The organism is Pseudomonas sp. GW821-FHT05H12 (assembly GCF_059419385.1).
Genome location: NZ_JBWKRS010000018.1, coordinates 111,747 through 135,719 on the forward strand (window position 1 = coordinate 111,747; position 23,973 = coordinate 135,719).

At 62.3% G+C, this 23,973-nt stretch carries 13 protein-coding genes; 8 read left to right on the forward strand and 5 right to left on the reverse strand.

Annotated features, from left to right (window positions below; genetic code table 11):
* Positions 1–94 precede the first annotated feature (94 nt).
* The gene (locus AC07SU_RS17665) at positions 95–916 is read right to left on the reverse strand and encodes a carbon-nitrogen hydrolase family protein (RefSeq protein ID WP_176994893.1); all 822 of its coding nucleotides are present in this window, start codon (positions 914–916) and stop codon (positions 95–97) included.
* A gap of 93 nt (positions 917–1,009) precedes the next feature.
* Between AC07SU_RS17665 and AC07SU_RS17670 the strand changes: the two genes are divergently transcribed.
* The 3 genes from AC07SU_RS17670 (at position 1,010) to AC07SU_RS17680 (ending at position 4,833) form a co-directional block, all read left to right on the forward strand.
* Complete coding sequence (locus AC07SU_RS17670; RefSeq protein ID WP_494997746.1) at positions 1,010–1,774, forward strand: helix-turn-helix transcriptional regulator; 765 nt, start codon at positions 1,010–1,012, stop codon at positions 1,772–1,774.
* A 106-nt stretch (positions 1,775–1,880) separates the two neighbouring features.
* Complete coding sequence (locus tag AC07SU_RS17675; RefSeq protein ID WP_494997747.1) at positions 1,881–3,500, forward strand: FMN-binding glutamate synthase family protein; 1,620 nt, start codon at positions 1,881–1,883, stop codon at positions 3,498–3,500.
* Positions 3,501–3,666: 166 nt separating this feature from the next.
* Positions 3,667–4,833: an OpgC family protein gene (locus tag AC07SU_RS17680; protein ID WP_494997748.1), complete on the forward strand. Its 1,167-nt coding sequence runs from the start codon at positions 3,667–3,669 to the stop codon at positions 4,831–4,833.
* Here AC07SU_RS17680 and AC07SU_RS17685 read toward each other — a convergent pair.
* On the reverse strand, positions 4,825–6,243 hold the full coding sequence (locus AC07SU_RS17685) for an amino acid permease (protein WP_176994898.1): 1,419 nt from the start codon (positions 6,241–6,243) through the stop codon (positions 4,825–4,827). The genes AC07SU_RS17680 and AC07SU_RS17685 overlap by 9 nt on opposite strands.
* A gap of 380 nt (positions 6,244–6,623) precedes the next feature.
* Here AC07SU_RS17685 and AC07SU_RS17690 point away from each other — a divergent pair, with 380 nt between their 5' ends.
* Positions 6,624–9,764, forward strand: a complete 3,141-nt coding sequence (locus AC07SU_RS17690; protein WP_494997749.1) for a transglycosylase domain-containing protein — start codon at positions 6,624–6,626, stop codon at positions 9,762–9,764.
* On the opposite strand, the gene AC07SU_RS17695 is transcribed toward AC07SU_RS17690, so the two are convergent.
* Complete coding sequence (locus tag AC07SU_RS17695) at positions 9,699–14,255, reverse strand: hypothetical protein (RefSeq protein ID WP_494997750.1); 4,557 nt, start codon at positions 14,253–14,255, stop codon at positions 9,699–9,701. The genes AC07SU_RS17690 and AC07SU_RS17695 overlap by 66 nt on opposite strands.
* 174 nt (positions 14,256–14,429) lie before the next feature.
* On the opposite strand from AC07SU_RS17695, the gene AC07SU_RS17700 reads away from it, so the two are divergent.
* From AC07SU_RS17700 to AC07SU_RS17710, 3 genes are all read left to right on the forward strand, one after another.
* Positions 14,430–19,349: an NEL-type E3 ubiquitin ligase domain-containing protein gene (locus tag AC07SU_RS17700; protein ID WP_494997751.1), complete on the forward strand. Its 4,920-nt coding sequence runs from the start codon at positions 14,430–14,432 to the stop codon at positions 19,347–19,349.
* A gap of 101 nt (positions 19,350–19,450) precedes the next feature.
* Positions 19,451–19,978: a PadR family transcriptional regulator gene (locus AC07SU_RS17705; protein ID WP_176994902.1), complete on the forward strand. Its 528-nt coding sequence runs from the start codon at positions 19,451–19,453 to the stop codon at positions 19,976–19,978.
* Positions 19,975–20,724: a siderophore-interacting protein gene (locus tag AC07SU_RS17710; protein ID WP_494997752.1), complete on the forward strand. Its 750-nt coding sequence runs from the start codon at positions 19,975–19,977 to the stop codon at positions 20,722–20,724. Before AC07SU_RS17705 ends, AC07SU_RS17710 begins: the two co-directional genes overlap by 4 nt.
* An 82-nt stretch (positions 20,725–20,806) precedes the next feature.
* On the opposite strand, the gene AC07SU_RS17715 is transcribed toward AC07SU_RS17710, so the two are convergent.
* Together AC07SU_RS17715 and AC07SU_RS17720 are read right to left on the reverse strand one after the other, a co-directional pair.
* On the reverse strand, positions 20,807–21,430 hold the full coding sequence (locus AC07SU_RS17715; RefSeq protein ID WP_494997753.1) for a Pr6Pr family membrane protein: 624 nt from the start codon (positions 21,428–21,430) through the stop codon (positions 20,807–20,809).
* Positions 21,431–21,434: 4 nt separating this feature from the next.
* On the reverse strand, positions 21,435–21,668 hold the full coding sequence (locus AC07SU_RS17720) for a VF530 family protein (protein WP_003188882.1): 234 nt from the start codon (positions 21,666–21,668) through the stop codon (positions 21,435–21,437).
* 223 nt (positions 21,669–21,891) lie between these two features.
* On the opposite strand from AC07SU_RS17720, the gene AC07SU_RS17725 reads away from it, so the two are divergent.
* Entirely contained in the window at positions 21,892–23,910 is a 2,019-nt protein-coding gene (locus tag AC07SU_RS17725; RefSeq protein WP_494997754.1) for a TonB-dependent receptor, read from the forward strand.
* Positions 23,911–23,973: the final 63 nt, after the last annotated feature.

Genomic DNA, 23,973 nt, shown 5'->3' on the forward strand with positions numbered 1-23,973 from the left:
TGTAGGAGCCCGGCTTGCCGGCGATGGCGGTCTTAATGCCGCCATCGCCGCGGTGCGACGACTCGACAAGCCGGGCTCCTACAGGAGGGTGGTGTCAGGCTTTGGGGATCAGCAGTTCGCGCGTCCCGTCGCTGCGCTCGATCACCTCGCCCGGCAATTTCAAGCGCTGGTCGTCCAGGTAGCGGTAGTCCTTGCGCGCCGCTGCCAGTTGGTCGAGGTCCAGCTCGACGGTGAATTGCCCTTCTTCACGTCCGGCTTCAAACAGCAAGGTGCCGAACGGGTCCACCAGAGCACTGCCGCCGGCGAACACCAATTCGCCATCGCCGTCTTCCACACGGTTGACCATCAGCGCAAACGCCTGGTTTTCCTGGGCGCGGGCCATGATCGCGGTGCGGTGGGTGGGGCCGTACGGGTCCATGTTGCCATTGGTGACGAGCAGTAATTGAGCCCCCAACTGCCCCAATGCGCGGGCGGATTCGGGAAATTCGATGTCGTAGCAGATCAACAGGCCGACGCGTACGCCCTTCCACAGGCAGGTGGCATAGCGATCACCGGGACTGACCACGCCGCGCTCCAAAGGCCACAGATGGGTCTTGCGATAACGCAAGGCGATGCCTTCGGGGGTGATCAGCAGGGTGGTGTTATAGAACTGGCCGCCGTCGTTCTCGATCATGCCGATCACCACGGCAACATCGCGCGCACCGGCAGCCTGGATAATGGCTTGCACGGTGGGACCGTCCAGCGGCTCGGCAACAGCGGCGACGGTTTCAGCCGAGGGGAAGCCCGTCAGGTGGGTTTCCGGGAAGACGATCAGTTGGGTATCGTCGGCGCAGGCTGCAATTGCCGCCAAGGCGCGCTCAAGGTTGTAAGCTGTATCGTTATCACGACCTGCCAACTGGGCAAATTCGACCTTCATGGGTATTCCTTGTTCTTTATCTGTGCCGCAGTATGCGCAGCGATAACCGGCCAGGGAATTACGCGGCGGGGGTAACCCGATAGGGGTAGATCAATGACCATGTCGCTGGAAGACATCGCCTGGCACCGTTCGGTGGGGCAAATGATAGACGCCCTGGACCAGGCCAATTTCTGGACCCAACTGGTGCGCTTGCTCGACCAGTATGTGCCGTCCGACAGCTGGGTGGCCCTGCTGTTCAGCAGCGAACACCGGCCGCTGGTGTTCGCCGAATGCCCGGGCGCGGACGGCACGCCCGACCATCTGTTCCAGGATTACCTCAACGGGCTGTACCTGCTCGACCCCTTCTACATCGCCAGCCGCGAGCACGCCCACACCGGCCTGTTGCGCCTGGCCGAGGTGGCGCCGGAGCACTTCGAACTCACCGAGTATTACCAGCGCTACTTTCGCCTGAATGTGGTGGCCGACGAAATCCAGTTCAATTGCCACCTGCCGGATGGGCGTACCTTGTGCCTGTCCCTGGGATCGAAGCAACGTTTTGACCCGGCACAAATTGCCCTGCTGTCGTTGATCCAGCCCTGGGTACTGAGCCTGCTGCGCCAGCGCCTGCCCTATGAGCTCAACCAGGTCAGCGCGCCACAACCGCCCGTGCAGAACGATGAATGGGGCGCACAACTGACCGCCCGCGAGCTGGATGTCGGCCGTTTGATGCTCAGCGGTTGCTCCAGCAAGGAAATCGCTCGTAAGCTGGAAATCTCTGTTGAAACCGTGAAAGTCCATAAGAAACACATGTACAGCAAGCTAGGGATCAAATCCCAGTCTGAGCTGTTCTCGATCTTCCTTCAGGCACAAACCGCCTGATTGAGCCCCGTAGGAGCCGGCTTGCCGGCGATGGCGATCTTGAAGGCGTCATCGCCGGCAAGCCGGGCGCCTACGGGTCCTGATGAGTGAACCCAAGGAAAACCGTATGAGCCTGTCCTTGTTAAGCCGTTACGCCTTCTTTGCCGTGTGCGTCATTTTCACCCTCGCCAGCCTCCCCTTTATCCAGCATGAATGGCTGTGGCCCATCACCGTGGTCACCGGCATCCTCAGCCTGATTGGTATCTTCGACCTGCTGCAAAGCCCCCACGCGGTGCGCCGCAACTACCCGATCCTGGGCAATATCCGTTACCTGGTGGAGGCCATCCGCCCGGAAATCCGCCAGTACCTGCTCGAATCCGACAGCGACGCCCTGCCCTTTTCCCGGGCCCAGCGTTCGCTGGTGTATTCACGCGCCAAGAATGAAAGCGCCGACAAACCCTTCGGCACCCTGATCGACGTGTACCAGTCGGGCTTTGAATTTATCGGCCATTCCATGCGCCCTGCACCGTTGAGCGACCCCAGCGCCTTTCGCGTGATGGTCGGCGGCCCGCAGTGCAAGCAGCCGTACTCGGCGTCGGTGTTCAACATCTCGGCGATGAGCTTCGGCTCGTTGAGCGCCAATGCGATTCGCGCATTGAACCAGGGCGCCAAGCTGGGCAACTTTGCCCATGACACCGGCGAGGGCAGCATCAGCCCCTACCACCGCGAAAACGGCGGCGACCTGACGTGGGAGCTGGGCAGCGGCTACTTCGGCTGCCGCACCAGCGACGGCCGTTTCGACCCGGAGCGCTTCGCCGTGCAGGCCCAAGACCCGCAGGTGCGCATGATCGAAATCAAGATGAGCCAGGGCGCCAAGCCCGGCCATGGCGGCATCCTGCCCAAGCACAAGGTCACCAAGGAAATCGCCGAGACGCGCGGCATCCTGATGGGCGAAGACTGTATCTCGCCGTCGCGCCACAGCGCGTTTTCCACGCCGATTGAAATGATGCATTTCATCGCCCAGCTGCGCGAGCTGTCCGGCGGCAAACCGGTGGGTTTCAAATTCTGCCTGGGCCATCCGTGGGAATTCATGGGCATCGCCAAGGCCATGCTCGAGACCGGCATCCTCCCGGACTTCATCGTGGTCGACGGCAAGGAAGGCGGCACCGGCGCCGCACCGGTGGAGTTCACCGACCATATCGGTGTACCGCTGCGTGAAGGCCTGCTGTTCGTGCACAACACCCTGGTGGGCCTGAACCTGCGCGACAAGATCAAGCTCGGCGCCAGCGGCAAGATTGTCAGCGCGTTCGACATCGCCAGCGTCCTGGCCATCGGCGCCGACTGGGCCAACTCGGCACGCGGCTTCATGTTTGCCATTGGCTGCATCCAGTCCCAGTCGTGCCACACCAACAAATGCCCGACCGGCGTCGCCACCCAGGACCCGCTGCGCCAACGCGCACTGGTGGTGCCCGACAAGGCCCAGCGCGTGTTCAACTTCCACCGCAGCACGCTCAAGGCGCTGGCGGAGATGCTCGCCGCTGCCGGTCTTGATCACCCTTCGCAACTGTCGGCCAAGCACCTGGTGCGACGCATGTCGGCGACCGAGATCAAGTTGTTCTCGCAGCTGCATGTGTTCCTCAAGCCCGGTGAACTGCTCACTGGCGAAGTGAACGGCGAGTTCTATTCGCGCATGTGGCAGATGGCACGCGCGGACAGTTTTGAGCCCAATGAGGTCGCAGCCGCCTGACGCCCCCTGAGGCCTGCCCGGAACCGGGCAGGCTTTACATTCAGTAATATCCCGCCTTTGCAATTGCTTACAAATACCGCCAACCTGCGCCCGCCCGACGTGCGGCGTACGACAACACGCGCATTCGCCTGTCTTTATTAAACCTTTTGTTCAAGAGCCCGCTGCCATGCTGAACGGACGCGACCCGCGCATCGATTTTTTTCGGGGCCTGGCGTTGATCTTCATTTTCTGGGATCACGTCCCCCACAACCCCCTCGGCCAGATCACCCTGCGAAACTTTGGTTTCAGCGATGCGGCGGAGGTGTTCGTGTTCCTCGCCGGTTACGCCGCCGTCCTGGCTTACGGCAAGATTCTGCAACGTGATGGCTATTGGATTGCCTCGCTGAAAATCCTGCGCCGCACCTGGGTGCTGTACGTGGTGCATATCTTCCTGTTGGCAATGCTGATGGGCATTGTGTTCTTCGCCAACAGCCACGTGGAAACCCGCGACCTCGTCGAAGAGATGGGCCTGACGCATTTCGTCACCCACCCACAGCAAGCGCTGACCGATGAATTGCTGTTGCGCTTCAAACCCAACCTGATGGACCCGCTGCCGCTGTACATCGTGCTGCTCGCTGGCTTGCCGCTGGTACTGCCGCTGATGCTGCGCAAGACCGCGCTGGTGGTCACCCTCTCGGCCACGGTGTATTTTCTCGCGCCGTGGATGGGCTGGAACCTGCGGGCAATTGCCGACGGCGTGTGGTACTTCAACCCGGTGACATGGCAATTCCTGTTTGTGCTGGGAGGCGCTGCTGCGCTGTACAGCGGGCAAGAACGCCCTGTCGAAACACGGCCTCTGCGTCACCAGCCGCTGTTTGTCGCGGCGGCGATTTATGCCGTGATGGCCGGAGTACTGACCCTGTCGTGGCGCTGGCCTGAGATCCACGATGCGCTGATGCCCTCGGTGATCAGCGACCTGATCTACCCCATCAGCAAGACCGACTTGTCCCCCTTGCGCCTGCTGCACTTCCTCGCCCTGGCCTATGTCACCGCCAAGCTGTTACCGGGCCGAGGCTGGACCGAAAACGCGTTGGCGCAACACGTTTGCCGTATGGGCCGTTATTCGTTGGAAGTGTTTTGCCTGGGCGTCGTGCTCGCGCCGCTGGCCGATATGGTCAACGCCCTGGCCGGGGATGCCGTGGCGATGCAACTGCTGACGGCCATGATCGGCGCCGCCTTGATGGTGATGCTTGCGCTGTGGCTGGAGTTCAACAAGCGCCTGGACCAGTCGCTCAAGTCGAGCGCAGGAGGAAGGCCCGCTGTGCGCAGCGAGCCTTCCCGCGTATCAGGCTGAACGCACCTGTGCCGAGGTCGCGCCGTTCGGCTGCAGCTTGAACACGTAGAACAACACGGTCAGCAACACCAGGAACGCCGGACCCACATACAGCGCCACACGGGTGTCCGGGAAGTACGCCATCAGGCCGACGACCAGCACCAGGAAGGCCAGGGCCAGGTAGGAACTGACCGGGTACAGCCACATACGGTACTTGAGCCCTGCCTGCTCGGCCGGGCTCAAGCCTTTGCGGAATTTGAGCTGGGCCAGCAGGATCATCAGCCAGGTCCAGATCGCACCGAAGGTGGCAATGGACGTCACCCAGACGAACACCTGGTCCGGCACCAGGTAGTTGAGCAACACGCCCAGCAGCAGCGCGAAGATCGACAACAGCAGCGCCTTGCGTGGCACACCGTTGCTGGAGGTCTTGGCGAAGGTGGCCGGAGCCTGGCCGTTCTGCGCCAGGCTGTACAGCATGCGCCCGGTACTGAAGATGCCACCGTTGCACGACGACAGCGCGGCGGTGATCACCACGAAGTTGATGATGCCTGCGGCGGTCTTGATGCCCAGGCGCTCGAAGGTCATGACGAACGGGCTGCCCTGGGTGCCGATTTCATTCCACGGGTAGATCGACAGGATCACGAACAGCGCACCCACGTAGAACAACAGGATGCGCCAGAACACCGAGCCAATCGCGCTCGGAATAGTCTTCTGCGGGTTGCGCGCTTCACCGGCGGTGAGGCCGATCATCTCCACACCGAGGTAGGCGAACATCACCATTTGCAGGGACATCAGCACGCCCTGTACGCCATTGGGCATGAAGCCGCCATGGCTCCACAGGTTGGAAATGCCCAGCGCCACGCCGTCGTTGCCAAAGCCGAACGCGATGATGCCGACACCGCCGATGACCATCGCAATGATGGTGACGATCTTGATCAGCGCGAACCAGAATTCGAACTCACCAAAGGCCTTTACCGCGATGAGGTTGATCGTGCCCATGCTGATCAGTGCCGCCAGGGCCCAGATCCAGCGCGGTGTATCGGGGAACCACACGCCCATGTACACCGCCACAGCGGTGATCTCGGCCACACAGGTCACCAGCCACAGGAACCAGTAGTTCCAGCCGGTGAGAAAGCCCGCCAACGGGCCAAGGTAGTCTTGGGCATAACGGCTGAACGAGCCGGCCACCGGGTTGTGCACGGCCATTTCGCCGAGTGCGCGCATGATCACCAGGATCGCCAGGCCGCCAATGATGTAGGAAAGCATGATGGCGGGACCGGCCATCTCGATAGCCTTGGCCGAACCGAGGAACAGCCCGACACCGATACAGGCGCCTAGGGCCATGAGGCGAATATGGCGTTCACCAAGTTCGCGTTTGAGCGGGCCGCCTTGAGCGGTCTCGCCATGGGGCAGTGGGTTGCCGACGGGCATAAGGGTACAACCTCATCTTGTTATTGGATTGTCCGTTGAGTTTCCAGGGCGCAGGCCGGTAAGCCTGTGCCCTTGCCGAAACCGGGGCCGCCTCTTGGGCCGGCCCTTCTTGCCGGGCAAGATCAGCGGGGCGAGCAGTATAAAAAGCCCAGGTCAGGGTCTTTCACTATAAAAGCGAGGCAATTTAGGGCAATCGCTCGCCTAAATGCAATTTAACAGGAGCATCTATCCTGCCTGGCGCGACAAAACGTCACGCAGCGCACCGAACGGCGTAGCTATCAGGAGATTCTGGCCGGGAAAATACATTTCCCTCACAGGCAGCCCTCAGCGACTACGCTTCTAACAAGTCCGATCAATCTGCGTGTAGGGATCAATCGACTATGGGCGCACTGTGGCAAACCGATTCGACCAAGGCTGCGAAAGTACAAGGCAGTCCGGACACAGCGCCTTTACCCAAAAATAAACCCAGGCCCCGCTACGGCCGTCGGCTGTTCTGGCTGATCGTGTTGATGGGGTTGATTGCCCTGGGCTTCGCCACCGCCAAAGAGATGCGCACCTCGCGTCTGCAAGCCCAGGAACTCAGCCGCCTGGCCCGCGACCTCACCTACCAGGTAAAACCCGGCGCCAGCGACGCCATGGTCTATCCGGGCGCCGGCCCGTTCGACCGGCGCCTGGGCTACAGCGACCTGGGTACGTTCCTGCCGCGTCTGCTCAAACGTGGTTATGTCATCCAGGCCCAGTCACGTTTCTCCCCGGAACTGATGGACTACAGCGCCAAGGGCCTGTTTGTGCCCTATGCAGAAAAAATCCAGGCCGGGCTGTCGATCACCGATTGCCGCGCCGTGCCGCTCTATCAATACAACTACCCGCAGCAGCTGTACGACAGTTTCGCCGCCATCCCGCCACTGGTGGTCAGCAGCCTTTTGTTTATTGAAAACCGCGACCTGCTCGACCCCGCCCAACCCCAGGCCAACCCTGCGGTAGACTGGCCACGCTTTGCCAAGGCCGCCTGGTCACAAGTCGCCAAGCTGCTGCACCTGCCCGGCCAGAGTGCCGGTGGCAGCACCCTGGCGACGCAGCTGGAAAAGTATCGCCACTCACCGGACGGCCTCACGGTTTCAGGCAGCGAAAAACTGCGGCAGATGTTTTCCGCCGCCGTGCGCGCCTACCACGATGGCCCCGACACCCTGCCCGCCCGCAAGAACATCCTGCGCGATTACCTCAACAGTGTGCCCCTGTCCGCCGTGCCCGGGCATGGCGAAGTGCACGGCATGGCCGAGGGTTTGCGGGTGTGGTACGGCGCCGATTTCAACCAGGTCAACCAGGCGCTGCGCGGGCCGGTGAACGCCGAACAGGGCCTGGCCTTGCGCCAAGTGTTGTCGTTGATCATCGCTCAGCGTCGCCCCTCCCATTACCTGGCCAAGGGGCGCGATGAACTGGCGCAGCTCACCGACAGCCACCTGCGCCTGCTGGCCCAGAATGGCGTGATCACACCGGCGTTGTTAAAGGTCGCGCTGGCGAGCAACGTCACTTACCGCGACTGGGTGCAGCAACCCACGGTGCAGCCCGTCGAAACCAACAAAGGCATCAGTGTGGCCCGCAGCCGCCTGGCCGCCTTGCTCGACCGACCGCTGTACGACCTCGACCGCCTGGACCTGTCCGCTACCACTACCTTGCAAGCGCAATTGCAGGGCCAGGTCAGCGACTACCTCAAGCACCTGGCCGACCCCGACTACGCGCGCCAGCTCGGCCTGCTCGGCGAGCGCTTGCTCACCCCGGCCAGCACCGCCCAGGTCCGCTACAGCTTCACGCTCTTCGAGCTGACGCCAGACGGTTCACGGGTGCGTGTGCAGACCGACAACACCGACCAGCCCTTCGACATCAACGAAGGCAGCAAGCTGGAACTGGGCTCCACCGCCAAGCTGCGGGTGCTCACCACCTACCTGCAAATCATCAGCGAGCTGCACGACAAGCACGCCGCCAAAGCGCCCGCCGAGCTAAGAAAAGTCCCGGTGGACGAACAAGACCGCCTCAGCCGATGGGCCCTGGACTACCTGATCCAGACCCCGGACAAATCGCTCGCCAAAATGCTCGACGCCGCCCTCGACCGTACTTACTCAGCCAGCCCTGGCGAAAGTTTCTTTACCGGTGGCGGCCTGCACCACTTCCATAACTTCCGCAGCCAGGACAACGGCCGCAGCCCCACACTGCGTGACGCGTTGCGCGAGTCGATCAACCTGCCCTTCATCCGCCTGATGCGCGACGTGGTGCGCTATGTGACCTACTCCGGCGAAAACAACAGTGCCGAGTTGCTCAAGGACGACAACGACCCGCGCCGCCAGGAATACCTCGCCGGTTTTGCTGACCGTGAAGGCACCACCTTCCTGAGCAAGTTCTGGAAGAAGTACCAGAAGAAGGACACCCAGGCGCGCCTCGAAACCTTCCTCGACAGCCTGCGCCCCACGCCCATTCGCCTGGCCGCCGTGCACCGCTACCTGCTGCCCAACGCCAGCCAGGAGAGCTTCAACCTGTTCGTGCGCTCGCACTTGAACGGGGTCAAAACCAACGAAAAACTCACCGATGAGCGTCTCGAAAAACTCTATAAAAACTACGGCCCCGGCACTTACGACCTGCCCGACCAAGGCTACATCGCCAAAGTCCATCCGCTGGATTTGTGGCTGCTCGGCTACCTGCTCAATCACCCCGACGCGACCTTCAACGAGGTGGTCAAAGCCAGCCAGTTCGAACGCCAAGAGGTCTACAGTTGGCTGTTCAAGAGCCGCCATCAGAGCGCCCGTGACAGCCGAATCCGCACCATGCTGGAGATCGAGGCATTCCTGGATATCCACCAACGCTGGCGGGCCGTTGGCTATCCGTTCGATCATCTGGTGCCGTCCCTTGCCACAGCCATCGGCAGTTCCGGCGACCGCCCGGCAGCGTTGGCCGAACTGATGGGCATCATCCTCAACGACGGTGTGCGCCCCAAAGTGCTGCGCATCGACACCCTGCGCTTTGCCGCCGATACACCTTATGAAACCCAAGTCGTCAACGACCCGGCACCGGGCAAGCAAGTGATTCCGGTAGAGGTGGCCCGGGCCTTGCGTGGTGCCTTATCCCAAGTGGTGGACGCCGGTACCGCCAAGCGCGTGGCCGGCAGTTTCAAGCTGGCCGACGGCACACCACTGGCCATGGGCGGTAAAACCGGTACCGGGGACAACCGTATCGAGGCCATCGGCGCCGGTGGGCGCATCCTCAGTTCCAAATCCATCAACCGTACCGCCACCTTTGTGTTTTACTTGGGCGAACACCATTTCGGCACATTGACGGCGTTCGTCCCCGGTCAATCGGCCGAGCATTTCACCTTCACCTCGGCATTGCCGGTGCAGGTGCTCAAGGGCATGGCCCCCATCCTGATGCCGTACCTGCAACCCGGCGACCACACCTTGTGCACGCCATCAGTCGACGCTGAAAAACAAGCGCCGGGCCAGGGCCAATCCGATCTGCGCGCGGCGGATCTGTAAGGTCTGCACCGCACGGCCGCCCTGACCACTGCGCATTTGCGCAAATGCCAAGGCTTCGGCCTGCGCCTGGGCCTGTCGGCCGAGGCGCTCCTGCTCGGGGCTCTTGAGGTGGGCGGCGGTGAAATGATCATCCGGACCTTCACGCCGGGCGTAATGAAAATGCGCAAAACACACCGGCTTTGCGCTGTGCACGTCGTTGACTGCGTACACCTGCAAGTAGTCGTCGCGCCGGCCCTTCAGCGCCACCCGTGGCCCTTTGCGAACAATGCGGACTTCACCCTGGCTGTGCAGGAACGCCACATCCTCCTGGCTGACGGGCCGCAACAGAGTGGCGCGAATGCGTGCGCTCAAGCCGGCTTGCTCCAACTTGGCCACTGCGGCGCGAAGCTGGGTTTCGGCGGCCCGCGCATTGGCCTGCTGCACGGCGGCCAGGCGCGTACCACCCGATTCACGCAACTTGCGCGCGATCGCATCGGCGGCCCAGGTCCGGCTGCGCGCCTCAGCCTGGAGCAACTCTTGAAGCGACGCCGGATCGTTAGCCCGTTCGACCATGCCTTCAACCCGGGAAATGGCTTTGTCCACGTCGTGCAACAACACCCCGGACTTTTTCATCAGTGCCCCCAGTTCGGGGTCCGGGCGCAAGGGTGCGGGGTTGACGCGCTGATCCCAGATGCCGTCATCGGCTTCGGTGAACGTACCGATCACACCACCCTCTGCGTCATGCACCTGTACCGTCTGCACGGTCATGGGTTCCGGGCTCAGGCGCGCGACCAAGAGGTCACGATTACGCGTACGAATGATCTTGCCACCGCGACCAGCAGCTGCAGGTGCCTTGACCACGGACGACTCGCTGGCGTCAGGTTGCAACAGCGACTCCAACTGCGTCTGCACTTGCCGGTGCAGAGTGGCCAGCAACTCCTGCAGCTGTTGCAGATAATCAAGATCAAATTTGTCAGGTTCCATGGCACGCCAGAATTCGATGCGGTCATCGGTCTGCGCAAAAACGTGGTCAATGCTGTCGAGCAGCTCGACGCGTTCGGTAGACCCGGCACTCAATTGCGGTAGATCGGCAAAGGCGCGACTGGCCCACCGGGCGCGGTCAACCGTGGCACTCAGGTTCGCGTAGAAATCGTCCTCCAAAGACGGGCTTGGCACATCGATGGCAATGCCCCACAACGTGGTCAGTTGCAGGGATTGCAGGTCTGCTACTGATGGACGCACGGGCATGACGTTGGCCAACGCCTGGGCTTTGTCCCGGCCGACGCGCGGCACCCCACGCAGCTCCTCAAGGTAGCGCTGCTCGAGCATGCGCCAACGAATGGCGCTGTCGTGGATCGCCGCCAGCTCACGCATGCCCTTGTTCAGTTCCGTGTGGCCAGACGCCTGCGGGTCGGTTTGCAACGTTTCCAGCAGTGGCCGCAGGCGCTCATTACCCTCTTGCAATTGCCTGCGCACCATCGCATCCAGTAACTGCGTGGTCAGCACGGTCGACTCCAACACCTCGCTCAACTCGTCCTCGTAACGCGGCCGCGGCGCCAGCTCGCGCAATTGTCGTAACAAGTGCAACTCGTCCTGGCAAAACTGCAGCTTTTCCGTCAATGCCTTGAAATAACGGGACTTGAGCTGGCTACGTTGGCGTTCATCCACCACGCCCTCAGGCCCGTTGAGCAGGCTGCGTGCGACTTCCAGGCTGGCTTGGGCGCGCGCGCGATCACGCCGAGCCTGTTGGTAGTGCTGTTCCAGCTGCGGGCGCTGGTCGGCGGTCACTTGCACAACCCTATCGCCCGCACCGCCGCTCAAGCGCAGTTGCAAATCCAGATCCCAGCGGCCCTGGCCAAGGTGCTTGAGCCAGGGCCCGGGACGGCTGCCATCAGCACTGATGACCCTGACCCGCCCGCGCTCCACCCTTACCCGGAACTGCTGGCCACGGACCAGCGCCTGCCATTGGTTTGCACTGTGCAACAAACCTTGCCAGGGCCCGGAGGTTTCGGCGCCCGGCAACAGGGCCGGCCAGGGCTCAGCGAAGGTTTTCAGGCTCAAGGCCCGCAGTCGCCCTGCAAGCTCCGGGGTCAGGGTATGACGTGCATTGGCCCACCCTGCCGGGGCGGTGAACTGCGCGGGTGGCGGGATGCGAACAGGCGGCAACGGCGCCGGCTCGACAGCCGCCAAGGGGCCGAAAGCGGCGTGTTCGAGTTCGAGGGGATGTTGCGCATCATGGGGCGCTGCCTGGTGCGCAATGACGACCATCAGGTTGGCCAGCAGATCGACCAGCGCAGCATTTCTTGCCTGAGGATCGGTGCCGTGCAGCCCCGCCATGTCCTGCTGCGTACTGTCGATCAGTTGCACCAACCACCCGGCCAACATCAGCGGCCCGCTGAGCAAAGGCTGCACGATGCCAAACAGCAGCCAGCCCAATTGCTTGAAGCCCGCCCAGCGTTGCTCGGCATTCGAGAGGGTCTGCCGGTCCGCCAGGGTCACCAGCGCCTGGGCCATGGCGCTGAACAACTGCGCGGCGGGGTCCGCCTCGGCCACCCGTTTGCTCAAGCGCGCAGGAGCAGGTTTTTCATAGGTGGCAAACTCATCGCCCGCCAGGAAATGCCGGATATGCGGCTCGCGAAAGCCCCCATTGGCGTACACCGCTTGACGCCTAGGTTCCAACCAAGTCAACACGCTGTCCTGCAAGGGGCCGGGGCGAGCGATAGCATCGAGCAGCTCGGGCAGCGACGCGTATTGCTGCAACACCGGGGTGTACAGCGGGCGATACAGCACATGGGGGCCAGCCTCGCCATCGGCAGGACCGATGATGAACATGTTGGCCACCTCGTCTGCGGCAGCCTCGGCAGAGGCCTTGAACGCCAGCGGCCACACCGTCATCGTTTGACCATCGACTTGATGCTGCGCCACGCCGGTTTGCAGCGCCGCCTGTATGCGGCGCAGACCCGTGTGGGTCAGCCCATGCTCGCCCTTGAGGTGCGCCTCCAGCGCCAGCATCGGCAGTTGGATACGCACCTGATCGCTGAACAACCTCCGACGTCTGGCCGCTTGTTCAGCGTCCCCCAACAGCTGCTTTTTCAGCAACGCCGGGTAGTGCTGGCCGATATCGACGTGGTTCACGCACGACTCGAGCCACTCATACGTCAGCCATGTGGGTGCCGCGTTGCCGTTGAGGGTGATGGTCTTGAGCGTGGCGTTGAACCCGCCGAGGCGTTCCAGGGCCAGCTCGGTCAGGCTGACATCAAGGGTTTGCACTTCTCCGGCAACAAATCCTCCCGGTACAGGCACAGCAGCAGCGATCACCCGGCTGAAGGTCAACCGGATATCACCGGGAGCGAGCTTGCCGGCCTGAGGGTGCCTGGCCAGGCACGCCCCCAAGTGCTCATCGGCATAGGCTTGCAAGGTGGGAATACCCTCAAGAAAATCCAGTGCGCCACTGTGCTGCCTGGCCAGCACCGAGGCCTGGAGCAGCTGCGCGCACAGCACGGCATCCTCCTGCGGTGCCTGTGCCAGCCATAACGGCAACTGTTCGAACAGGCGTTGCTGGCGCGTATTCAGGCTCGGCACAAACCAGCGCCGACTGTCGGTGATGATGTCCAACATGGCCCGGTAATCGTGCGCCGTACGCGGCAACCGAGTGTCGATATGGGCGATCTCCAGCAGCTGGCGCTCCAGGTAACTGGCAGCCAGCGCATCGAACGGATCACCTTGTACGGGCAGGGCAAACCATTGCCCGCCCGCCTCGCCAAGCAAGGGGCTGGTGTAGGCCGGCAACAGCGCCTGGACCTGATCCGGGTTGTCCAGCAGGTGAAGACCGCTGGCGGGGCTGAACAGCAGGGGGTGTCCGTCTTTGGGGGTAAACAGCAGCAGCGGCAAACTGTGTACGGATTGCCCTTGGCGCAGATGCAGAGTCTGCACGGTCAGCGTCTGGCTTTGGGCACTCCACTCCCGCGTGGGACGGCGTGCATGCAGTTGCGCTTTGGGAAAAAGCTCGGCAAACCGAGCCTGACTCATTCCAGGAGGGGCAGGCGAATCGTAAAGCATGGCCAGCAACTGATCGGACACATAGCCCCATCGCGTCATGTTCACTGGCAGCGATTCGCCCCACCAGGCTTGCAGGCGCCGTGAATAGAAACCGAGCAGGCCAGCACCGCACCCGTTGATCAATACCTCCAGCTCAGCAAGGCTGGGCCCTGCCGGCTCGTAGGTTTCTCGTACACGTCGAACCACTTGGTGCACGCCCTCTTCCAATAACATTGGGCGGCCCATCGCCAGTCGCTCCAGGAGCAGATCGGGCAACGAGCGATAGGGCCCGTCATCGGTAGCCAGATAGATTCGAGCGGCGCTGTACCTGTGCTCCCCCCAATGCACTTGCAGGTAGGCATCAGCACTGTCCTGCGCGACGACCGACAGCGACGGTCGCGGACTCAGCAGGGTTTGAATCTGATCCACATGCTGTTGGCGCAGTGAAGTCGGACGGGTATCGGAAGCAGGCATCACAGGACTCTCATCGGGCTCAAAACACCACGCTAGCTCGGCGCCAATCACGATTGGCACTACACAGTTAGCTCGGTGCTCGCCGCGTTTTCAGATGACGCCTAACTATGTAATCCCGGTTGCGCAACTTACCGACCTAAGCTCACGGCCTTTGTGTTTTCAAGGTCTGCCGCCATGCCTTCTCCACCTGTGGACAAAGGTCCGCATTACCCATTGATCCAACAACGCCTGCCCGATTGGCTCAGTCAAACGTCTGTGCACAGGGCCCAGGCCTTGCGTCAAGTCACACCGACACTGTTCGCCAATACTCCCGCCGCCCTCAAGGCCGCCAACGCCCAGGCCTGGGCGAGGCAAAACAGCGTCGACCAGCGCCTCAAAAACCTGCAGGACGTACACGCTTTTGCCGAGCCACTGCTGGTCGACGCCCTGAGGGCGAGGCATGGGCTGGACCTCGACGTGCGCGCCACCTACCTGTACCTGCATATCGGCAAGGGGTGGCTGTTGAAAGGCAGCGTCAGCCGAACCGTGTCGCTGCTCGATGCAGCGCTGCACAACTTCGCCCGTCACGAAACCTTCATCGACACCTCGTGCTACATCACTCGGCCGGACGCCCGCCGGCACTTCAGGATCCTGCCCCTGCACCAACAGATGAGCATTGCGCAGTTCATCGCACTGTGTCGCGACCTGGACCTGGGCGCACGCTATCAACAACATCTGCGTGAACACCTGTTACCCAAAGACCCAGGCATACTGCAGCGCGAGGTGATCGCAAGCCAGCAAGCCATGCTCAATGCTGCGGCCCATCTGGCACTGCACCGGGGTGAAATCGATGCTGCGGTATTTCACTTGCTGCAACACACGCTCAAGGGCGAGCGCGGCGCGATGCAGTGCTATCGCTTGCAAATGCTCGATACGGTGCTCACCGGCATTCTGTTGATCGCTGCTGACCTGGATCGCGCCAGGCACCCCTCCCGCGTGATCGTCTACATTCCCCACGACCCGCAGACCCCGTTGAAGGCCTATGCCGATACACACGCCTTCATGCTCGCGCTCACCGCTCGCCTGCAAGATAACGACTACCGCACGTTCTTCAGCCAGTTCGTCGATCATCAACAACGCGGGCGCTTTTTCAGCACCCTGGCGCAACGTTTGAGCCGCATCCAGTACCACCCGCACCAGGACGTCATCGATAGGCGTCCGCCGTGGCGCGACACCCCCATCGAAAAACCGCAGCTGGCATTTGCCGCCGTGCGTATCGACGGCGAACTCTGGACCTTTCTCTACCAACGCAGCCTCGACAAGATCCTCAATGACGGCCGCGAACTCGCTGTCTCCACCGCCGATGCCGACAGCAAGGCACGCTGGGCCTGGTGGGACAATGCCAGCCAATTGCTCAGCGATATCCTCAACGCCGCCTTGCTGGTCGCCACGCCCTTTGTGCCGTTGTTGGGTGAGGTCATGCTGGCGTACACCGCCTGGCAACTGCTCGACGAAGTCGTCGAAGGTGCCTTGGACCTGGCCGAGGGCCAGGCGCTGGAAGCAACCACCCACCTGTTGGATGTACTCAACGAAGTGGCCCAACTGGCCGCGTTCGGCGCGGCCACGACGCTGGTGCAATCGGCGTTCGTCAATCAGCTCAAGGTGATCGAAGTGCAGGGGCGCAAACGCCTGTGGCACGCCGACCCTGCCGTTTATGAGCAACACAATGTGCAGTTGGCGCCGCAATCTTTACCGGATGAAGAGGGGCTGCACCTGCACGAAGGGCGTCACCTTCTGCCGGTGGACGGTCGGTATTACACGGTCGAACGTGACGAAGCCCGAGGCGAGCAATGCATAACGCACCCCACACGCGCCGATGCGTACGCGCCACCGATCCAACTGAACAGCACGCCCCGGGCCTGGACCGATCAGCGCCGTCTGCGTGAGCTGGGTCCTTTCAGCCGTGAACAACAGCAGGAGATCCTGGCTGCCAGTGGGTTGGATCACGACACCTTGCGCGCGATCCAGACCGATAACCCGCCAAGCCCGATACTGGCCGACACCCTCAAACGCACGCGATTGAACCAACAGGCCGGCGAACTGCCCATGCGCTTGCGCCAGGGCGAACCGGTAGACGACGACACTTACTGGAGCCCGCATCTGGCGCTCGAACTGCCCGGCTGGCCGGCCCAAGTGCAGATAGCCGTGTTTGAAAACGCCGATCTCAGCGGCGTGCCCATGCGCTTCGGCGCTCAAGATGCGAGCCGTACCCTTGATATCAGTCGCCACGACTTGAACCAAGGCAAGTTGCCTGAGCGACTGGTGAGTACGCTTTCCTCACCAGAGCTGCACGCGCTGCTGGGCGAACTGCCCGTCGAGCGTCAGGCTTGCATTGAGGCTCTGCGCGAAAGACTTGCGCGACTGCTCACGCAGCGTCAGGCCTCGGTGTTTGACTACCTCTATCGCCACAGTGAAAACGCCGGCAGCGAACTCGCCGCACGGGTGCGAGAGGTTTTCCCAGACCTCCCGGACAGCGTGGTGCAGCATGTCCTGAGCCTGGCGCGTCCGGACGAACGGGCGATTCTGGAGACCGAACGACGCTTGCCGCTGCGCTTGAAAAACATCGCCCGTGAACTGCATTTACAAACCCGCACCGCCCGCGGCCTGCAAGGGTTCCATACACCGTCGATGCTGGACGCCAACACCGAACAGATGGTGCTACGCATCCTGCAGCTGCACAGCAATGCACTGGCGCACACCCGCATCGAAGTGCGCCCGCACCATCCCCGAGCCACCGTACGCGCCAGCGCCGGGCCGGCAGACGCCCGTCACATGCAGACGCTGGTCAGAACCGATGGGCACTACCAGCTCTACGCGCAACAACGCCCGCTATCAGCGCCCTACAGCGACTTCTTCGAGGCGGTACTGCACGCGTTACCCGCCGACGAACGTGTGGCACTGGGCGTCGACGCTGAGCACTTCAAGGCCTGGGTGACGGAACACCTGCGCACTCCGGAGCAACGGCGCACCGCGCTGGCCGGCGCCGAGACGGCCCCCACCCCTGCACGAGATACGCAGGTACTGCTGCAAAAACCCATGCTGCCGGTGCGCCAGTGGTTTTGCAGGTTGTTCCCCGAGTCCCTAGAAGAACGTGTGAAAAACCTGTACCCCCGCGCCTCACGCGCCGACATCGACGCCTGCCTGGGCAGCCTCGAAGACTCGCAATGGCTGGCGCGTTTTGAGGCCCGGGTGGTTGAAAAAGCCACGCTGCAACAGGACCTGAGCACCTGGATGAAGGCAACCGAACCTCACGATCAACCGGTTGACCGCCAACGACGCCTGAACCTGACCAAGGACTTGCTGTACGCCTGGGAGCAGAACATCAACCCACCCGCCGAAGGCTGCGGCCTTTTGTTCAATGGCATACGCCTGTCCGGCCTGTTGGGTAACCTGCGGTTGCAGGCAGACTTCAGCCATATCACGCACCTGGAGTTGATCAACGCCGACTTGCTGGACAGCGATACGCCCTTCCTCTCGCACTTCACCCAACTGCGTGGATTGAACCTGCAACGCAACCTGCTCACCCAACTGCCCCCGCAGATCGCACCGATGGCGTCACTGAGTCACTTGGACCTGAGCGGCAATCCTATCCGCTGGGTCAACCGCGACCTGGATCAACTGGCCAGCCTGCGCCCGTTGCAGTTCCTGTCCCTGGCTGACAACCGGGAACTCACCCGCGCACCGCCCATAGGTCGCTTGCCTGCGTTGCATTCGCTGATTTTGCGCAATACCGGCATCAATGACTGGCCCGACGGTTTGTTTGAACTGCCGCGCACCGCGCAATTCCTGCTCGACCTGCGTAATACCGCCATTGAACGCATCCCGCAGTTTCTGCCCTGGGCGCCCGAGGCCGAACTGATTGCGCAAGTCAGGCTGGACCGTAACCGCCTGACCCCGGAGGCCGAGAAGCAGTTGATCAGCTATCGCCTGGAAGCCGGGTTCGACCCCTATCGCAGCTACCCGCCCAAAGGCGATGCCGAGTTCTGGCTCAAGACCGAGCCACAGGCCCATCAGCCCTGGCTCGCCCAGCTTTGGGAGGAGGTCGAACACGAACACGGTTCCCAGGGATTCTTCGAAGTCATCAAGAGCCTGGAGCCTCCAGAGTTCTTTGAAGTGCTGGACGATGCCCGGCTTTATCGACTCAATCGCAAAGCATTGACCAGCAAGGTCTGGCGCATGCTGCTGGCCATGCAACGGGACGAAACCTTGCGCTCACGTTTATTCACCCTGGCGGACAACCCGGTCACCTGTGCCGATGCCGGCGCCCATCTGTTCAACGCGATGGGCCTGGAAGTGCAACTGGCCGAGATCGGCGAACACCCGCACGGCCCGTTGCACGACGTACAGCTGACGCAGCTGGCCCGGGGCAAGGCGCGCCTGGACCGTCTGAACCAGGTAGCCCGTGCCGACATCCGCCATCGCGTCACTCCGACAGACCGAGGCGGCCTGGGCCTGCGCTTCAATCACGAAGTGGTCGCTGGCCTGCCCGGCAGTGTCGACGAAGTGGAGGTGTACCTGGCATATCAGAGCGGGCTTCAGCGCCGGCTCGACTTGCCGTGGGTGTCCGAGCACATGACCTACCGGTTGACCTCGGGCGTTGGCGAGGCCCGTCTCAATGAAGCCTACGACGAGGTCACTGGCCTGGAAGCAGGTGATGGGCTGGCCGACGGCATGCTTGAACAGCCGTTCTGGGACACCTTCCTGCGCGAACGCCACGCCGACCTGTTCCAGGCCAGCCGCGAACGGGCCGAGGCGTTGATGGGCCCGTTGGACGACCTGATGTTCGCCCAGAACGCATGGGCCAGTGCCGAACCTGCAGAGCGCGAAATACTCGCGCCAGGCCTGCTCGCCCTGGCCGACACCCTCAAGGTCAACCACGCCGACGTGTTGAGCGGCGCGCCGATGTCGGCACGCACCTACGAACACCTGCTCGCAGCAGGCTTCAGTGAAGACAGCCCCAGCGAGCAGACCCTGGCCCGTCGCTTGACCTGTCAATTTCTGGCGCGCCTGAGTGACTATGAAAGCGGGCACGGCACGCCGACGGAGGATGAATAAGCGGGGCACCGTGACGTGGCATCGACCGTTGGTCAGAAACGTTTGTCACACCAAAAGATATATCTTACGTTATATCTAAACCCGCTCAGGAGTCACTGACCATGAGAGACCATCCCCACCAGCGCGACGGCTTCGACCCTCGCCGCGAGCGCGGCGGCGGCCGAGGCCCGCGTGTATTCGCACCCGGCGACTTGAAGCTGTTGCTGCCCGCGTTGATCGCCGAACAGCCGTGTCATGGCTACGACTTGATCCGCCGCATCGAAAGCCTTTTCGACGGCGCTTACACCCCCAGCCCCGGCGTGATCTACCCGACGCTGACCTTCCTGGAAGAAAGCGATTTGATCCAGGGCGACGCCGAAGGCGGAAAAAAACGCTACACAATCACCGACGCCGGCCGTCTCTTCTTAAGCGAGCAACAGGTGGCCCTGGACGGCGTACGCATGCGCATTGATGTGAGCAAGCGCTCGTTGCGGGGCCATGACCGCCCGCCGGAAATCCACGAGGCGGTGCACAACCTGCGTCATGCCCTGCACTCGCACCACGGGCGCTGGAGCCCGGAAGAAATCGTTCGTGTCGCGGCGCTGCTCAACAGCACCGCCCAATCCATCGCCGACGGGAAAGCTCAATGAATACGCAAGTTATCCACCGCGTGACCCACGAAATCAAACGTCGCCGCCTCGAAGTCCTGCGGGTGGTCGACATCACCCCGCGCATGCGTCGCATCACCCTGGGCGGGCCTGAACTGGCGGGCTTTGTCAGCCTGGGCAGCGACGATCACATCAAGCTGCTGTTCCCGCAGAACCCCGAGGAACAGGCAGCGCTGGAAAGCCCGACCTTCACCATCAAAGGCGACGGCCCGCAACCGCCGATGCGCGACTACACGCCACGGCGTTTCGACCTGAGCACCGGCGAGTTGGACATCGACTTCGTGCTGCACGGCGATGGCCCTGCGTCCACCTGGGCCGACCAGGTGCAGGTCGGCCAGCACCTGTACATCGGCGGGCCACGGGGCTCGATGATCGTGCCGGATATCTTCGACAGCTACCTGCTGATCGGCGATGAAACCGCCCTGCCCGCCATCGCTCGGCGCCTCGAAGAACTGCCCGCTGGGCGCACTGTATTGGCGGTAATCGAAATCGCCAATGCGGCGGAAAAACAGGCGCTGCAAAGCGCTGCCGATGTGGAAGTGATCTGGGTGATTCGCGGTCAGGACGACCTGCTCGATACAGTGCAGAAGCTGACGCTGCCGGCTGGTTCGCTGTACAGCTTCGTGGCCACCGAAACCAAGTTGTCGCGCCAGGTTCGGCGCGTGCTGTTGGACACCCACAAGATCAATGAGGACTACCTCAAGGCCGTGGGCTATTGGCAGGCCTGACCCCTGACCTGTAGGAGCCGGCTTGCCGGCGATGGCGGTATACCTGACACACCGCGATCGCCGGCAAGCCGGCTCCTACAGATTAGCGTGCAGGTTTTAGCGCTCGATCCAGCCCCACCACCACAAGCGCAATCAGCACAAACCCCGCCAAAATCTGCCCGGCGTTCACGAACACCTGTGGATAACCCAAGGTGTCCACGTCAATGAACGGGTACTGATACTGCCCGAGCAAATGCCCCCGCAGCAGCACATAGGCAAAGTACACCAACGGGTACAGCACCCAGGCGCCGATGTGCCTGAGGCGCAGGGTTCCCTTGGGCACGCAGCGCCACCAGTAGAGTAAAAACAGCACCGGCATCACGTCGTGGAGCAATTCGTCGGCGATGAATTGAAAGCCTTCGGGCTGCCACAAATGCCGCAGCAACAGGTTGTAGGCCAGGCTCACCACCGCGATGCTCACGGCGATGCCACTGCTGGTTTTGGGCGCGAGAAAAAAGCGCTTCGCCGCAGAATCACGATCCACCAGCGCATAGCTCAGCACCACCACCACCAAGGTGTTGGTCAGTACCGTGAAGAAACTGAAAAAGTTGATCAGCCCGCCCAGCAGGCTGGCGCCGCTGGTCCAGCGCGAATAGAAGATCAGGTATTGCTGGATCGCCAACCCCACCCAACCGGCCAACGCCGCAGCCGCCACGAACCGCTTCATGGGGTCAGTCCAGCGGGCGTTTGGTGCGCATCAGCTTGACGTACAACCCTTCGACCTTCTCCCGCGCCCAGGGGGTTTTACGCAGGAAGGTCAGGCTCGACTTGATGCTCGGATCGCTCTTGAAGCAGCGAATATCAATGCGCTCGGCCAGCCCCGACCATTCGTAGTGTTCCACCAGGGTGGTGAGCACGTGCTGCAGGGTCACGCCGTGAAGAGGGTCGTTGCTTGTCGCGGTCATGCCGGGCCTTTTGCAATAAGAGGAAATACAGCCGCGCACCTTAGCCGACGGGGCGTGCAGGTGGAAGCACCGCATTGAATATAGCCCCTTGGGAAAAGTTCCCCTTTTCAGCGAAAAAAGAGATGTTATATTGTAACGATACTTATCAGATTGTTATGAAAAGTAACGCGCTCGAAACCGTTTTAAGCCTTCTCTTTTTGCCGTTTTGCCAAGGAATGTCCCGATGTCCCTCTCCTCACTGTGGCGCTTGTCCCCGCTTGCCGCCGCCCTGTTGATCAGCTCCCACACCCAGGCCCTGGAACTGCAACCCCAAGTCATCACCGGTAACCCGCTGGGCAGCGAGCAACTTGCCTCGCCGACCACCGTGCTGGAAGGTGATGACCTGACCCTGCAACAAAAAGGCAGCCTCGGTGAAACCCTCAACAAGCAGCCGGGCGTGTCGTCCTCGTACTTCGGCCCGGGGGGCAGCCGGCCGATCATCCGTGGCCAGGACGGCGACCGCATCCGCCTGCTGCGTAACGGCGTGGGCGCACTGGACGCTTCGTCGCTGTCCTACGACCACGCCGTGCCGCTGGACCCGGTCAACGTCGACCGCATCGAAATCGTGCGCGGCCCGGCGGCTTTGCTGTACGGCGGCAGCGCCATCGGCGGCGTGGTCAATACCTTCGACAACCGCATCCCCACCGAAGCCATCGAAGGCATCCACGGTGCCGGTGAGTTGCGTTACGGCGGCGCCGACACCACCCGCAGCAGCGCCGGCAAACTGGAAGCCGGCAACGGCACCTTCGCCTTGCACCTGGACGCCAACGCGCGGGAATTCAACGACCTGAAAATCCCTGGCTACGCCCGCAGCCGCCACGCACCGGAGAGTGAAGACGGCCCCGGCAAAAACGGCCGCCTGGGCAACAGCGACGGGCGCCAGGACGGCGGCGCGGTGGGCGGTTCCTACACCTGGGACGACGGTTACGCCGGGCTGTCCTACAGCAACTACGACAGCAACTACGGCTCCCCCGCCGAGCAGGATGTGCGCATTCGCATGAAGCAGGATCACTACGCGTTCGCGTCCGAGATCCGCAACCTGCAAGGCCCGTTCACCTCGGTGAAACTCGACGCGGGCTACACCGACTACGAGCACCGTGAAATCGAAGGCGGTGAAACCGGCACGATCTTCAAGAACAAAGGCTATGAAGCCCGCGTGGAAGCCCGCCACCAACCCATCGGCCCGTTTGATGGCGTGGTCGGCGCCCAGGTGACCCGCAACGAGTTTTCGGCGCTGGGCGAAGAGGCCTTCGTGCCGCAGACCGACACCAATGCTGGTGCGCTGTTCATCCTTGAAGAAATGCAAGCCACCGAGCGCCTGAAACTCAGCCTCGGCGGGCGCCTGGAACACACCACAGTCGACCCGGATGCCAAGGGCAACGCGCGCTTTGCCGGTGCCGACAAGTCCAATGACTTCACCGCCGGCAGCCTGTCGTCGGGCGCGGTCTACACCCTCACGCCGGTCTGGTCCCTGGCCGCAACCCTGGGTTACACCGAGCGCGCGCCAACGTTCTACGAGCTGTACGCCAACGGCGCCCACGTTGCCACCGGCACCTACGAATTGGGCGACGCCAACCTGTCGAAAGAGAAAGCCGTGTCCAGCGACCTGGCGCTGCGTTTTGACAATGGCACCCACAAGGGCAGCTTCGGCGTGTTCTACAGCCGCTTCTCCAACTACATCGGCTTGTTGGGCACCGGTCGTACGCTGAACGATGAAGGCGAAGAAGACGCCGCAGGCATTCCTGAATACAAATACTCTGGTGTGCGTGCCCGTTTCGCCGGCTTCGAAGCCCAGGATCACTGGAAACTTGGCGAAAGCGCCTACGGTAAATTCGCGCTGGAACTGTCGGGCGATTACACCCGCGCCACCAACCTGGACACCGGCGAAGCCTTGCCCCGCATCGCCCCGCTGCGCTTGAACAGCGGGTTGTTGTGGGAACTGGACCGGTGGCAGGCACGTATCGACGTGGAACATGCCGCAGGCCAAGGCCGTGCACCGGACAACGAGAGCGGCACCGACGGCTACACCACGCTGGGGGCGAGCGCGGGGTATCGCTTCAATGTGGGGGGCAGCCAGTGGCTGGCGTTTGTGAACGGTGAAAACCTGACGAACCAGACCGTGCGGTATGCCAGCTCGATCCTGCGCGACATCGCGCCGGCGCCGGGGCGCAGTGTGCAGTTTGGTGTGCGCACCACCTTCTAAAAACAACCACCTGTAGGAGCCGGCTTGCCGGCGAGGGCGCCCTTGAAATCGCCATCGCCGGCA